General features: G+C 35.8%; 15 protein-coding genes and 1 pseudogene. 15 read left to right on the top strand and 1 reads right to left on the bottom strand.

Translation table 11 applies throughout. The annotated features are described in order from the left end of the window. The first annotated feature begins 423 nt into the window (after nucleotides 1–423). From A6I66_RS17095 to A6I66_RS05855, 5 genes and pseudogenes are all read left to right on the top strand, one after another. A complete protein-coding gene (locus A6I66_RS17095) occupies nucleotides 424–591 on the top strand; it encodes a transposase (RefSeq protein ID WP_084399511.1) in 168 nt (55 codons plus the stop codon). A gap of 154 nt (nucleotides 592–745) precedes the next feature. Continuing rightward, nucleotides 746–1,036 carry a hypothetical protein gene (locus A6I66_RS16450; RefSeq protein WP_084399509.1) on the top strand — a complete coding sequence of 97 codons (291 nt, stop codon included), beginning with the start codon at nucleotides 746–748 and terminating at the stop codon, nucleotides 1,034–1,036. A gap of 3 nt (nucleotides 1,037–1,039) precedes the next feature. Continuing rightward, nucleotides 1,040–1,216, top strand: coding sequence for a hypothetical protein (locus tag A6I66_RS16610; protein ID WP_157614106.1), 177 nt, complete (start codon nucleotides 1,040–1,042; stop codon nucleotides 1,214–1,216). 37 nt (nucleotides 1,217–1,253) lie between these two features. Next, nucleotides 1,254–1,361 (top strand): integrase core domain-containing protein, encoded by a 108-nt coding sequence (locus tag A6I66_RS17090; RefSeq protein WP_394331373.1) that lies wholly within the window; start codon nucleotides 1,254–1,256, stop codon nucleotides 1,359–1,361. 132 nt (nucleotides 1,362–1,493) lie between these two features. Then, nucleotides 1,494–1,958: pseudogene (locus tag A6I66_RS05855) on the top strand (elongation factor 4); the annotation flags it as partial. A 206-nt stretch (nucleotides 1,959–2,164) separates the two neighbouring features. Here the strand turns inward: A6I66_RS05855 and A6I66_RS05850 are convergent. Next, entirely contained in the window at nucleotides 2,165–2,413 is a 249-nt protein-coding gene (locus tag A6I66_RS05850) for a hypothetical protein (RefSeq protein WP_067146600.1), read from the bottom strand. A 393-nt stretch (nucleotides 2,414–2,806) separates the two neighbouring features. Between A6I66_RS05850 and A6I66_RS05845 the strand changes: the two genes are divergently transcribed. The 10 genes from A6I66_RS05845 (at nucleotide 2,807) to A6I66_RS05800 (ending at nucleotide 14,999) form a co-directional block, all read left to right on the top strand. Continuing rightward, nucleotides 2,807–4,222: a glycogen synthase gene (locus A6I66_RS05845; RefSeq protein WP_067146598.1), complete on the top strand. Its 1,416-nt coding sequence runs from the start codon at nucleotides 2,807–2,809 to the stop codon at nucleotides 4,220–4,222. Nucleotide 4,223: 1 nt separating this feature from the next. Further along, complete coding sequence (locus tag A6I66_RS05840) at nucleotides 4,224–5,489, top strand: glucose-1-phosphate adenylyltransferase (protein ID WP_067146596.1); 1,266 nt, start codon at nucleotides 4,224–4,226, stop codon at nucleotides 5,487–5,489. A 3-nt stretch (nucleotides 5,490–5,492) separates the two neighbouring features. Then, nucleotides 5,493–7,400, top strand: coding sequence for a 1,4-alpha-glucan branching protein GlgB (gene glgB / locus A6I66_RS05835; protein ID WP_067146594.1), 1,908 nt, complete (start codon nucleotides 5,493–5,495; stop codon nucleotides 7,398–7,400). 246 nt (nucleotides 7,401–7,646) lie between these two features. Further along, nucleotides 7,647–8,420 (top strand): peroxiredoxin-like family protein, encoded by a 774-nt coding sequence (locus tag A6I66_RS05830; protein ID WP_084399504.1) that lies wholly within the window; start codon nucleotides 7,647–7,649, stop codon nucleotides 8,418–8,420. Between the two features lie 264 nt (nucleotides 8,421–8,684). Further along, nucleotides 8,685–9,584 (top strand): polysaccharide lyase family 7 protein, encoded by a 900-nt coding sequence (locus A6I66_RS05825; RefSeq protein WP_067146592.1) that lies wholly within the window; start codon nucleotides 8,685–8,687, stop codon nucleotides 9,582–9,584. Nucleotides 9,585–9,727: 143 nt separating this feature from the next. Continuing rightward, nucleotides 9,728–10,096 carry a DUF2200 domain-containing protein gene (locus A6I66_RS05820; RefSeq protein WP_067146590.1) on the top strand — a complete coding sequence of 123 codons (369 nt, stop codon included), beginning with the start codon at nucleotides 9,728–9,730 and terminating at the stop codon, nucleotides 10,094–10,096. 95 nt (nucleotides 10,097–10,191) lie between these two features. Continuing rightward, a complete protein-coding gene (locus tag A6I66_RS05815; RefSeq protein WP_067146588.1) occupies nucleotides 10,192–10,611 on the top strand; it encodes a DUF3995 domain-containing protein in 420 nt (139 codons plus the stop codon). A gap of 6 nt (nucleotides 10,612–10,617) precedes the next feature. Further along, complete coding sequence (locus A6I66_RS05810; RefSeq protein ID WP_084399502.1) at nucleotides 10,618–11,316, top strand: DUF2490 domain-containing protein; 699 nt, start codon at nucleotides 10,618–10,620, stop codon at nucleotides 11,314–11,316. A 103-nt stretch (nucleotides 11,317–11,419) separates the two neighbouring features. Then, nucleotides 11,420–12,385: a tRNA dihydrouridine synthase gene (locus A6I66_RS05805; protein ID WP_067146585.1), complete on the top strand. Its 966-nt coding sequence runs from the start codon at nucleotides 11,420–11,422 to the stop codon at nucleotides 12,383–12,385. Nucleotides 12,386–12,593: 208 nt separating this feature from the next. Then, nucleotides 12,594–14,999 carry a glycoside hydrolase family 31 protein gene (locus A6I66_RS05800; protein WP_067146583.1) on the top strand — a complete coding sequence of 802 codons (2,406 nt, stop codon included), beginning with the start codon at nucleotides 12,594–12,596 and terminating at the stop codon, nucleotides 14,997–14,999. Nucleotides 15,000–15,293 lie beyond the last annotated feature (294 nt).

Raw genomic sequence — 15,293 nt, 5'->3', positions numbered from 1 at the left:
ACAACTAGGTTGCAAATCTAATAATCCTGATAGCGAGAAAAATGACATGGATTTCAATACTATTAACAGCTCTTGAAACATGTTATATCGCTGGCAGTACCTAACTTTACTAAAAACAAACTTAACTACACATAGGTAGTTTCTGTCAAAACTAGTAAAGCCAAAATTAAAACGGAATTAATCATTCGAACTAATAAATAAAAACCCAAGGTTTGTATAACAAGATCATTTGGCTACTTAAGAATTTATATCTTTTAAGAACCAAAATGTAATCTTAGCTTAAAGTCAATAGAGCAATACATGCAGAAAATAGTAATTTAATACTAAATTGAATCGATTTTCATTTCGATTTAAGTGTAGGTTTCCTTAAAAATAGAACAGTAAAAAATTCGAATCTATTAACTTTAAATTCATACTGTTACAATGAAAGACAGCATATTTAGCGAGAGCCAGATCATAAAAGCTCACAAGGAAAATGAACAGGGAAGATCGGTAGGCGATCTATCGAGAGAATTAGGAATAGACAAAAGTAGGTTCTATTACTGGCGAAAAAGTATGGAGGTATTGAACAGCAGCAGCTTAAACGACTGAAGGATCTCGAAGACGAGAACAACACGCTCAGACTGATGTACGCAGATGTGAGCCTAGATAACAAGATGCTAAAGGACGTATTGTCAAAAAAGTAAAGCCTTCCGACAAAAAAGTTCGTGCAAAGCAACTCATCAAAGCATATTTTATCCCCGTCATGCGCGCCTGCAAAGTTGCAGGACTTAGCAGATCGATATGGTATTACCATAGTAAAAAAGATAATAGCGAAGTTATAAATAAATTGACCGAGCTTGCTGAATCATATCCGACCAGTGGTTTTGATGAATATTATTATAAGATCCGTCGCGAAGGCTTACAATGGAATAGAAAACTAGTGCTGCAAGTTTATCGAGAGATGAAACTCAGTTTAAGGCGTAAGCACAAAAAGCATTTGGTTAAACGTGTAAAACAACTTTTAGAAACACCTTCTAGCCTCAGTAAGTGTTGAAGCATGGATTTTATGAGCGATGTCCTTACCGATGGCAGAAAAGTGCGTGTGTTCAATGTGATTGACGATTGTAATCGAGAAGCACTAGCTATTGATGCAGGGCTTTCGTACCCAGCAAGAGCTGCTGTTGAAACACTAGAGCTCTTAAAGGAAGAGATACGAACACCTAAATATATTTAGATGTGACAATGGTTCAGAATTTATATCTAAGACCTTTATGAGCTCATGCAATAGGAATTTTATAGAAATCAAATACACACAACCTAGTAAACCGATGCTAAACGGATATATAGAACGCTTCAATCGCTTCATTAAGAAGATATAATAGATGCTTATTACTTCAATGACACCTACCTAACAACCCCAAAGGATCAGTGATAACTAGAGGGAGGACTATAACTTTAATCAACCGCATAAATCTTTAGGTAATAAATCCCCTAAGGAATATATGCCCAGATTTGAAATGCCACTTGCTGAAATTGTATTCGATTTTTACGATAGATTGAAAACAGTATCAAAAGGCTACGCGTCTTTTGATTATTCGCCAATAGGTATGAAAGTTTCAAAATTAGTGCGTTTATACATCTTATTAAACGCCCAACCTGTTGATGCGCTTTCAGCATTAATTCACGCCGATAACGCACAAACCATAGGACGAAAAATGTGTGAAAAGTTAAGAGAGTTAATTCCGCGTCAGCAATTTGATATTCCAATTCAAGCCGCTATTGGTGCTAAAATTATTTCTCGTGAAACGATAAAAGCCCTGCGTAAAGATGTAACAGCTAAATGTTACGGTGGCGATATTTCTCGTAAACGTAAATTACTTGAAAAGCAGAAAAAAGGTAAAAAACGTATGCGTCAAGTTGGTAATGTTGAAATTCCGCAGCAAGCGTTTATGGCTGTTCTTAAATTGAACGACTAAATTTCTGCGAAAGCAGAAATCTCATTAACAGGCGTTCTAAACATTAAGTTATTGACTGCGTTTTAATTAAGAATATTTAATACAAAATATGTATAAGATTCCTGCTTTCGCAGGAATTCACAAAAACCATTTATCATTTTAGTCTAAACTAACTTGATAAATGGTTTTTTAATTTAAATGTTTTTTCTTCAACAAAAAGTTAAACCCTAGTTACAGCTAGTCACTTTTTCTAAAGAATCGACATAAGCATCATAATCTGTCCTTATTTCAACCCCATCTACAATAGAATTACCGTTTTTGCTTTTACAAACCATTACAGCAGGGTGTGTTTCTCCTTGAAATTGATAAGAGTCACAGGAAGTGCAACTTCCTCGGGTTTTTTCGCCTTCATCAGACGAGCAAGCCAATACAGTAACTGATGAGATTACTGTACCAACAAGAATAAATGTTTTCATAAATGTTCGTTTTTTGATTAATGAATGTCGAATGTATCATGTTAATTTTGAAGGAAATTACATTTTAACATGTAAGCCCAAAACTTTAACAAGTAAGAATAAAATTACGTTAAACTTTTGTTAGACACCAAAAAAACTTTTAAGGATACTGTTTTAATAACCTGAAAGGACTAATATTTATAACAAAATAACACTAACTACTTAAGGAGTATTTATAGTTTAAAGCGAAATATCTCAAAAAGACATGTGGTTTTTACTACATTTCAACAACGTAACAAACATATTATTTTAAAAATGTAATTTTCATAACAAATTTGAAAATAGCTCATTTTATACATGAATATTTTTGTAAGTTTATAATCGAACCGAAATATCCATGATAATTATTCATAAATGACTATTATTCATATAAGTGCAGAATGTTATCCTATAGCTAAAGTTGGAGGTTTGGCAGACGTTGTTGGTGCTTTACCTAAATACCAGAACGGATCTGAAATAAGGTCGCAGGTTGTAATGCCCTTTTACGACAATGCCTTCACAAGAGAAAATTCTTTTGCTCCCGTTTATAATTCTAGCGTCGTATTAGGAGACACCACATACCCTGTAAACATTTTAGTTTTAGATGAAAAACCACTAGATTTTGATGTGTTTTTTATCGATATCCCTGAGCTGTTATTTAAAGACTATGTGTATTCTTCATCGGATACCGAACGCTTTTTAGCTTTTCAAATCGCGGCTTTAGATTGGATATTAACCTGGGATATATATCCAGATATTATTCATTGCCATGACCACCATACGGGGCTTATTCCCTTTATGCTACAAGAAAGTTATAAGTATGAAGCCTTTAGAAAAATCCCGAATTTATTAACCATACATAATGCCCAATACCAGGGCTGGTTTTCGCATGACAAAGTGAATTTAATCCCTCCTTTTAATTTCGACCATGTTGGGTTGTTAGATTGGGGTGGTAACATAAATCCTTTGGCGGCAGCTATAAAATGCGCTTGGGGCGTAACCACGGTGTCACCAAGCTATATGGAAGAACTCAAACTACAGGCCAACGGTTTAGAGCACTTACTAAGTAGTGAACATGAAAAATGTGTTGGAATTTTAAACGGTATTGATAACCACGAATGGAATCCTGAAACCGATAAATACTTAATAAAAAACTACGGTGTTAAAACCGTAATTTCTGGAGCTAAAGCCAATAAAAGTCACCTATGTGAACGTTTTAATCTGAATCCTACAAAACCACTTTTTGCCTTCATAGGACGCTTGGTATATGAAAAAGGATCAGACCTTTTCCCTGAAGTTTTCAAAAAAGCTTTAGAGAAGCATGATATATCCATACTGCTTTTAGGTTCGGGGGATCCTGAAACTCAAAATCAGCTTGAAGCTTTAAAACCACAATTTGAAGGTCGTTTTAACGCCCATATCGGTTACGACGAACAATTATCGCATATTGTTTATGCTGGCGCCGATTTTTTACTAATGCCTTCTAGGGTAGAGCCCTGTGGTTTAAATCAAATGTATGCTTTACGTTATGGTACGATACCATTGGTACGAAGCATTGGCGGACTAAAAGATACCGTTACCGACATTAGCGAAGAAGGTGGTTTTGGTATCTGTCACGATAACACCAGTGTAGCCGACATTCTCACGGCTATAGAAAGAGCATTAGCACTATATAAAGACCAAAAAGAATACAAAACCATACAAACTAAAATCATGGAAATAGACCACTCTTGGGATGTTTCAGCTCATGATTACATAAACTTATATAATTCTCTAATAAAACTAAATTAATATGATTAACAACAAGGTTTTATCCATCATCTTAGGTGGCGGACAAGGTTCTAGGTTATATCCATTAACACATCAAAGATCTAAACCCGCAGTACCGATAGCTGGGAAATACAGATTGGTAGACATCCCTATTTCAAACTGTATCAATGCCGATATCAAACGTATTTTTGTTTTAACGCAGTTTAATTCAGCTTCCTTAAACCGTCATATTAAAGACACCTACCATTTTAGTTTTTTTAGTAGTGCCTTTGTGGATGTATTGGCTGCAGAGCAAACCCCAACCAATAAAGGCTGGTTTCAAGGTACTGCCGATGCCGTAAGACAAAGCATGCACCACTTTTTAAGACATGATTTTGAATATGCCTTAATTCTCTCTGGTGACCAACTTTATCAAATGGATTACGATAAAATGATTGAAGCACATGAAAAAAGTGGTGCTGAAATTTCAATTGCCACTATTCCGGTAAATGAAAAAGACGCCCCTGGATTTGGTATCTTAAAATCTAACGAAGAAAGTGTTATCACTTCGTTTATTGAAAAACCAGACCCTAGCTTATTGCCTGATTGGACTTCGGATGTCAGTGATGAAATGAAACAACAAGGCCGTCACTATTTAGCCTCTATGGGTATTTATATTTTTAATAAAGACTTATTGGTGAAGCTAATGGCCGACGAATCTACTATAGATTTTGGTAAAGAGATTATTCCGCAATCCATTGAAAAACATAAAACTCTAAGCTTTCAATATGAAGGGTACTGGACAGATATCGGGAATATAGATTCCTTTTTTGAAGCCAACCTTGGGTTAACAGACGATATTCCACAATTTGATTTATACGATAAAACCAAACGTATTTACACCAGAGCCCGTATGCTTCCTACAACCAAAGTTGCTGGAACTACCTTAGATAAAGCCGTTATTGCTGAAGGTTGTATTATTGGTGCTGCAAAAATTGAACGCTCGGTTATTGGTATTCGATCTAGAATAGGAACGGAAACTACTATTATAAAAACGTATATGATGGGTAGCGACTATTATGAAACGCTTCAGGAAATTGAAGAAAATAAAATAGAAATATTAATGGGTATTGGCGATCGCTGCTTCATAAAAAATGCCATTATTGACAAAAACTGCCGCATTGGAGATGATGTGAGAATAAACGGAGGACCGCATCTAGAAGATATAGAAACGGACACTTATGTGATTAAAGATGGCATTGTAGTAATAAAAAACGGAGCAACTATCCCTCATGGATTTGTAATATAATATATGGCACAAACGAAAGTTTACAGTCTGTTTACAGACTTCGATATTAACCTCTTCAAAACAGGGAAACATTATAGATTATACGAAAAATTTGGCTCACATATAGTGACCGTCGACGGTATTGATGGTACTTATTTTGCCGTTTGGGCGCCTAGCGCTAAAAAGGTTTCGGTAATTGGTGATTTTAACTACTGGAAAGCAGACGAACATGAACTTAATGTACGTTGGGATTCTAGTGGCATTTGGGAAGGTTTTATTCCTTTTGTTGGTAAAGGCAACCTATACAAATATAAAATTGAAAGTCATAATAACGGTATCATAACCGAAAAAGCCGATCCCTATGCCAGACGCTGTGAGCATCCTCCAAAAACAGCTTCAGTCGTTTGGGAAGACACCTATAAGTGGAAGGATAAAACCTGGTTGAAAAACCGTAAAAAACACAATGCTATTGATGCACCTTTTTCAGTATATGAAGTACATCTGGGCTCGTGGAAAAAAAATATCGAAGAAGACAGATCGCTTTCTTACTATGAACTTGCAGACGATTTAGTAAACTATGTAAAAGACATGAATTTCACCCACGTGGAACTCATGCCAATTATGGAGTTTCCCTACGACCCATCGTGGGGCTACCAAATTACGGGATACTTTGCCCCGACATCACGTTTTGGCTATCCCGAAGAGTTTAAATACCTTGTCGATAAACTGCACCAAAACGACATCGGTATTATTTTAGACTGGGTACCATCTCACTTTCCAGAAGACCCACATGGCCTAGGCTTTTTTGATGGCTCTAATTTATACGAACACCCAGATCCTAAAAAAGGCTATCACCAAGATTGGAAAAGTTTGATTTTTAATTACGAGCGTAATGAAGTACGTTCCTTTTTAATTAGTAACGCTGTATTTTGGTTAGACCAGTACCATGCCGATGGCTTACGTGTTGATGCCGTAGCCTCTATGTTATTTTTAGATTATTCTAGAGAAGAAGGTGAATGGGAACCCAACATGTACGGCGGTAGAGAAAACCTTGCTGTTATCAGTTTTTTAAAGGAATTAAACGAAGAAATATATGCTTCATTCCCCGATGTGCAAACCATAGCAGAGGAATCTACAGCATTTCCTATGGTTTCTAAACCAACCTCCATGGGCGGTTTAGGCTTTGGTATGAAATGGATGATGGGCTGGATGCACGATACGCTGGAATATTTCCAAAAAGACCCTATTTACAGAAAATATCATCAAAACGATATCACTTTTAGTTTGGCTTATGCTTTTACAGAAAACTTTATGCTCCCTCTCTCTCACGACGAGGTTGTTTACGGTAAAAACTCCATTCTAGGTAGAATGCCAGGAGACGAATGGCAACGTTTTGCCAACTTGCGTTTATTATACGGCTACATGTTTACCCACCCAGGAACTAAACTTTTATTTATGGGTGGAGAAATTGGACAATATAACGAGTGGAATTTTCAAGGTAGCGTGGAATGGAACTTATTAGATTTTAATCCGCACCAAAACACTCAAAACTATGTTAAAGCTTTAAACAAACTTTACAAAACCACACCTGCGCTATACGAAAATGGTTTTAGCCATGAAGGTTTTGAATGGATTAGCTACGATGACCACAAAAATTCAGTGATATCTTACATTAGAAAAGGTCATAAAGAAAAAGATCAAGTGGTCGTGGTTTGTAATATGACACCAAACCTTATTGAGAATTACAAAATTGGTGTTAACCAAAAAGGTAAGTTATCTGAAATTTTTAATAGCGATGACGAAGCCTTTGGCGGTAGTGGGGTAAAAAATAAAAAAACAATTAGTATTAAAAAAACAGCGTGGAATGGTAAAGATTTCTCTGCTGATATCACCTTACCTCCATTAGGGATAGTAGTTTTTAAAATTGGATAGATTTTCGATTTAGAATTTAGCCTTTTCTTTATTTTTATGATGATCCAATAATACTAAGAGAATTCAAAACTGAAGACTCGTTTTCGTACTAAATAAACATATCACTTTTCATAAGATTCCCTTTAGAATCCTATGAAAAGTGTTTACTTCAACTGGAATTTAACGTCTGGAGGTCTAAAATTAACATTTCATTATACCTGGATTCCTTCGGTTTTCAAGTTCTTTATTCCAATAAAAAATTAACTTATGAAAACTAACATGGTATCAGCCCTATTACTGGGTGGATTATTGGTCGCTTGCGGCGGAAAAAATGAAAAAAAAACAACTACAGAAAACCAAGAAGTTATTGAAAAAACAGAAACAGTGATACAAGAAGACCATTCTCTAAAATCAAAATTGGACGCCAAAAAAGCTAATTTTGAATTGAAGGCAGACGACACAAAAAAAAGAATCTACAAAGAAGGTATCGAATCGGTTAACAACAGTGGTATTACCAATACAGCTCTACAAGTTGGTGATCAAGCACCAAATTTCACTTTAAAGAACGCATTAGGTAATCCTGTTTCCTTAAACGATTATTTAAAAAAGGGCAAAGTTATTTTAACATGGTACCGCGGTGGTTGGTGCCCATATTGTAACTTAACCCTTCATGAATTACAAGAGGAATTACCAAATTTTAAAGCTAATGATGCTACTTTAATAGCATTGACTCCAGAGCTTCCAGATCAATCGATGACTACAGCTGAAAAGAATAAGCTAGAATTTGAAGTCTTGAGCGACATAGGAAACACTGTAGCTAAAGAATACGGCATCGTTTTTAAACTTACCGATGAGGTTGCTGAAATTTATAACGAGGCTTTCGATATGAATGGTTATAATGGTGATGAATCTAACGAACTGCCTTTAGCAGCCACCTACATTATTAACCAAAACGGCGTTATTGAATACGCCTTTCTGGACGCCGATTACCGCAATCGCGCTGAGCCTACTGAGTTAACAACTTTTCTTGAAAAACATTAAGGTTGGGATTATTAGGATAATTTAAATCTTAAATACAACCAAATAACTCAATTCCAACACATATTTGGCGCCTACTTATGGCGCCATTTTTTTTATACCCCACCTAATTGTTGTAAATCAATCAAAACAATATCTTAAAATTGTATACTTTTACATTCATTACAAAATGATAACAGCAACTCATAAATAAAAAAACAACCGTTAACTTTTAAAGCTACCCAAATGGAAAGTTAGCAAACAAATCACAAAAAGAGATTTTAGTTTATGAAGACAAAAGCATTTTTAAAACACTCATTCAGCATATTATTAACCGTTGTTTTTATGATGTCCTGTAGTGCCAATAACGATTCTGATTCTACAATTACTGAAGAAAAAGAAGAGGAAACCACACCTGAAGAAGTTGATCCTCCGGTAGAAGAACCTACAAATATTTCATGGAAAAACTGGTACCTTTCGGTGCCTATAAACCGAGGAGATGGCAGTGCAACTTCCATTCAGCCTGATGAGATTATTAATAACGAGCTTAGTAGTAATGAATCGAAATACTTTTACAAAAATGACGATGGGAGCTACACGCTGTGGACCAAATTCACAGGCTTTACCACTTCTGGACAATCTGCCTTAGGCGATAAATACTGTCGTACGGAATTAAGAGAATACTGGCGCGGTAACCAAGACACCAAAGACAATTGGTCGATGGCTACCGGAATCCATATTTTAGAATCTACAATGCATGTTGATTTTGTTGAAGGTAATGGTAGAACTATTGTGGCTCAAATTCATGGTAAGTCTTCAGATGGTATTCCTGGCGATCCTGCAACCGTAAAAATTAGATGGAACAGTGGTATGATTCAAATTGATTACTACACAAAACCTGAAAACGACGATCCATGGACCAGTAAATATGATGCTAAACTGGATTTCGGACGTGTAGATAACGAGAAATTCACATTCAAAATTAAAATAGAAAACGGAAAAATGTACTGTGCTTTAGTTTGTGATGCTAAAGGCTTAAATGTCGATTACCAAGAAATATATGACTATGTAGGTAATGGCTATATCCATGAAAATTACTTTAAAACTGGTAACTATTTTGGATGGCATGACGATTACGAAAAAGCAGCTCAAGTAGTACTTCATGAAGTGGTAACCAAACATGAATAATACTTTCAGACGGCAATAAACTTTATTACACCAAGTAGTATAACTCCTAAGAAAAAATGCTTTTTTCTTAGGAGTAACCAAAACTTTCAATTATTGGCAAGCTGAAATTAGCGTTTAACCTATTGGCATAAAACACTAAAGTTATGATTACAACTCCAGAACACGACCAACGCATGGCGAAAATGACTTTTGCTTCGGTATACCCGCACTATGTGAGCAAAATAGAAAAGAAAGGCCGAACGGTGGACGAACTTCATCAGGTTATGGAGTGGCTAACAGGTTTCACACCTAACAAAATAAAAGCACTCATTGAAGAAAACGTCACTTTTGAGCAGTTTTTTCAACAAGCAACATTAAACCAAAACGCCACCCTCATCAAAGGAGTAATCTGTGGGTATCGCATTGAAGACATCACAACACCACTAACACAGCAAGTGAGGTACTTAGATAAATTGGTAGATGAATTAGCCAAAGGTCGGAAAATGGAAAAGATTTTACGATCTGAAAAATAAAACATACAGACTATCACGTGTTTTTATGTCGTAAAATTCTTATTTTTATTCATGTTTAAGCGAAGTCGTTTTAATGCAACGAAAAAAATAAAAACATGATTATCCCTCTTTTTCTAAGCGCTATTTTCCTAATCTTGGCACTCATTCATTTTAACTGGATTTTTGGTGGAACCTTTGGGTTAAATGCATCTTTACCCACCAATTTAGAAGGCAAACGGGTGTTAAACCCAAAACCTCTAGATGCGGTCATAGTAGGTCTAGGCTTGTCCTTTTTTAGTCTTTTTTATATTTTACAATCTGGACTCATACCTTATACTCTACCTCATTGGGTGATGTCGGTAGGTGCATGGCTTATTCCTAGTATTTTTCTAGTTCGAGCTATTGGTGAATTTAAATATGTAGGTTTTTTTAAAAAGGTAAAGCAAACGCCATTTGGAAAACTCGATACCAAATTATTTTCTCCTCTATGTTTACTAATTGCATGTTTAGGATATGGCATACAGTTCTTAAATTAAATTTTTATGAAAAAGATACGCTTAATAATAACCTTCACGGTTTTATTTCTCATACCAAAAATGGGACATGCCCAAATTAACGAAAGCAGCCTTGGTGCTTGGTATATGTATTTTTTCAATACCACTTTTAAGGAAAGCTCATGGGGCGCTCAAGGGGATATTCAATACCGAAATTGGAATATGGGTGGCGACTTGGAGCAACTTTTACTTAGAGGCGGTATCACTTACACTCCTAAACAAGCAAATATTAAATTTACCCTTGGTTACGGACATATCACCACTGGCACCTACGGTGATGAAGATTATAAAACTTCAGAAAGTCGAATTTACCAAGAAGCTTTATTTCCTGTAAAATTCGGGAAGCGGGTTTATACCAATCACCGTTTTCGATTCGAACAACGCTTTGTAGACCATCAAGATTTTAGAACGCGTTACCGTTATAACCTGTTCTTAAACATACCTCTAAACAAAGTTACCTTTGAGAAAAATGCGCTTTACCTAGCTTTTTACAATGAACTGTTCATAAACGGACAACGCAACATTGGAAACGGTATAGATGTTGAAATTTTTGACCGAAACCGATTCTATGCCGCTTTAGGCTATGTTATTAATGATAACGTCAAGGTTCAACTGGGTGTGATGAATCAAACAACAAATCACTGGAATAAAAATCAGCTACAACTAAGTCTGCATCATAATATTTAAACGTCTTAAAAGTTCCATAAAAAGTCATTGGTAAATCATTAATACAACATGTAGTAAACAAGGACTAATCATTTATCCTATCTTTGCCTCATTTTGTAAAGACATGGCTTCTACTCTACTTTCATCACCCCTGCAGGGTTTTACCGATTTCAGGTTTCGTAATGCCTTCAACCATTATTTTGGTGGTATCGATACTTTTTATGCACCCTATATTCGTCTCAATGGAAAGCTAAAAATAAAGCAGTCTTATCAAAATGATTTATTACCTGAAAACAACAGTACATTAGAGGTTATCCCGCAAGTGATAACAAACGATCCCGAGGAGTTTGTATACGTTGCTAAATATGTTCAAAGTTTAGGGTACAAAGAACTTAACTGGAATTTAGGATGCCCATACCCCATGGTGACCAAGTCTGGAATGGGCTCAGGCTTAATTTGTAATCCGCAAAGAATTAACGAAGTGCTTCAAAAAGCGCATCAGGAAACGGATATTTTGGTATCCATGAAAATGCGCATGGGTTATGAAAACGCTGAAGAAATTTTAGAGGCCTTTCCTATTTTAGATCAATATCCGCTTAAAAATGTGGCCATTCATGCCAGGATTGGAAAACAGCTTTACAAAGGCCCTGTAGATCTAGATGCCTTTGAAAAGTGTATGGCTGGCACAAAACACAAGCTCTATTACAATGGTGACATCACTAGCGTGTCTTCATATAATGAAATAGCAAATCGTTTTCCACAAATCGATCATTTTATGATTGGCCGCGGGTTAATTGCCGATCCTTTTCTTCCGAGTATGATTAAAAATAATACCACGATATACCCGGAAAACCGCTGGTCTATTTTCTCAGAGTTTCACGATACCATCTATCAAGCCTACGATGCTTATTTATCGGGACCAACACCTATAAAAATGAAAATGCTAGGTTTTTGGGAATACTTTGCGCAATCTACTTCCAACCCACAAAAAACCTATAAAGCCATAAAAAAAGCTTCAAATCCTGTAAAATACAAACAAGCGGTAAGTCAGATTATAAATTCAGAAATGAAAATTAAAACCTCTTTTTAAACTCATCTGAAGACTAAGCCATTCTATTAGAATTCTCAAAACTTATTGAAGTAAAATTCTTTCATTTTATATCCTTTTAGGGATTCAGGAATTAAGACACTCATTATTTGTTCATTACGTAACATATCGATTTGTTTTTTAATGAAAAGCGATATGAATGCCAACTTAAATTTATTAAATTCGTTAATGAATTCTAATACTTACCCTTATGATTTTAAATACCGAATTAGAATATAAAGGAAATCTCTTTCCAACAAAAATTATTAAATACCAAAAAAACCTTAACGTACTGTCGTTCACTACCGAAAATGGTGTCATTTTACAAGTGACTGTTCGCAGAGATAGTATTTTAAGGTTTCGTTTTACAACTACAGGCATTTTTGAAAATGACTTTTCTTATGCCATTACAAAATATGCTAGTCGTGGGTACAACCACCTAGAAGTTACCGAAGACGATAACCACTATATTATAACGACCTCAAAATTAATCTGTAACATCTCAAAATTAGATTTACGCACATCTATTTACGATGCTATTGATAAATCTCTAATTTGTGAAGACGAATTAGGTTTTCACTGGGAAGAGAGTTATGAATTTGGGGGCGATGTGGTTAAAATGTCGAAAACCGCACAACCCGGGGAAAGTTACTACGGACTAGGTGATAAACCTGTAGATAATAACTTAAAAGGTAAGCGTTTTGAAAACTGGGTAACCGATTCGTATGCTTATGGGCGCGATACCGATCCTATTTATAAAACCATACCGTTTTATACGGCTTTACACAACAAAAAATCTTACGGGGTATTTTTCGATAATACCTTCAGATCGTATTTCGACTTTTGTCACGAACGTAGAAATATTACCAGTTTTTGGGCTCATGGTGGTGAAATGAACTACTATTTTATTTATGGTCCAGATATGGGCGATGTTGTGATTAATTATACCGATTTAACAGGAAAGCCTCATGCGATGCCTGCACTTTGGGCTTTAGGATACCACCAGTGTAAATGGAGTTATTACCCAGAATCGAACGTTAAAGAAATCACTTCTAAATTTAGAGAGCTTCAAATTCCTTGTGATGCTATTTATTTAGACATAGATTATATGGAAGGCTTTAGATGCTTTACATGGAGTAAGCAACATTTCCCAGATCCAAAACGTATGGTAAAGGAATTGGCCGATGATGGTTTTAAAACGATCGTGATTATAGATCCAGGTATTAAAATAGACATGGATTATTCGGTGTTTAAAGAAGGTCTAGAGAAAGACTACTTCTGTAAGCGTGCCGATGGCCCTTATATGAAAGGTAAAGTATGGCCTGGAGAGTGTTACTTCCCCGATTTTACCAATCCGGAAGTAAGAGAATGGTGGGCCGATTTATTTAAAGAACTCGTTGAAGAGATTGGTGTTAAAGGCGTTTGGAACGACATGAACGAACCTGCTGTAATGGATGTACCAGGTAAAACATTCCCTAATGATGTGCGCCATGATTACGACGGCAACCAATGTAGCCATAGAAAAGCGCATAACGTATACGGCATGCAAATGGCTCGTGCAACTTACCAAGGATTAAAAAAATTCTCTTATCCGAAGCGTCCATTTGTAATTACTAGAGCCGCTTATTCGGGAACACAACGTTATACCTCAAGTTGGACTGGCGATAATGTAGCGACTTGGGACCACCTCAACATTGCTAATTTACAAGCACAGCGTATGTGTATGTCTGGATTCTCATTTATAGGGTCTGACATTGGTGGATTTGCCGAGCAACCTAATGGCGAACTTTATGCCCGTTGGATTCAATTGGGGATATTCCATCCGTTTTGTAGAACGCACTCTTCTGGAGATCATGGCGACCAAGAACCTTGGGCTTTTGGAGATACCATCACCAATGTGGTTAGAAAATTCATTGAATTAAGATATCAACTCCTACCCTATTTATATACCGCTTTTTGGCGTTATGCTGAAGAAGGTGTGCCTATCTTAAAATCTTTAGTGCTTTACGATCAAAAAGATCCACAAACCCATTACAGAAACGATGAGTTTATTTTTGGAGAGAAGATATTAGCCTGCCCAGTTACGGGGCCGAACCAAAAAGGAAGACGCATGTACATCCCTATTGGAAGATGGTATAACTTCTGGACCGATGAATTGGTTAGTGGCGGACAAGAAATTTGGGTAGATGCCGATTTAGATAGCATGCCTATTTTTGTAAAAGAAGGTGCTATTATCCCAAAATACCCGATACAACAATATGTGGGTGAAAAAACGATAGAAGAATTAACCTTAGATGTGTATTACAAAGTAGGCAACGAAATTTCAGAAGTTTATGAAGATGCTACCGACGGTTACGATTATATTAAAGGCCGTTATAGCTTAAGAAACTTTAAGTTTCAAGGCAAGGAAAAGGAAATTATTATCCAACAACATAAGTCTGGAAAATATATTACCACTTATAAAACCTTTAGAATCCACTTCCACGGATTACCTTTTAAAATTAAAGAAATAGAAATCGATAATGTGATCATTCCATTTGAAGAACTCCGTTTTAAAGGAGGAACAAGCTTAAAGCTTACCAAGGAATTTACAGAGCTTCATATTATTGGTGAATAAATTTTTTATATACCAATTTATATTTTAAACATCTAGACCTTTCAAGTTTTAAAAACCTGAAAGGTCTTTTTATTTAAACACATTCATCTTCCTTAATTTTTTTATTTTAGACCATAATAATTCATGAATTACAACCTCTTTTATAGATAGCTTATTTTTAATGAATTTAGAAGCGCATTACAAACATTTGTGGGACAGCTCCAAACAGAATATCCTCTCGGGACAGTATGAAATGGATCATTTAATCGATTCAACCTCAGATAATCGCTTTGGTATCACCCTACTCCTACTGTA

The sequence above is a fragment of the Pseudotamlana agarivorans genome (assembly GCF_001642835.1).
Classification (GTDB): domain Bacteria; phylum Bacteroidota; class Bacteroidia; order Flavobacteriales; family Flavobacteriaceae; genus Pseudotamlana; species Pseudotamlana agarivorans.
Note: the sequence above shows the minus strand (reverse complement) of the source record. Positions and strands in the feature narration are given on the sequence as shown.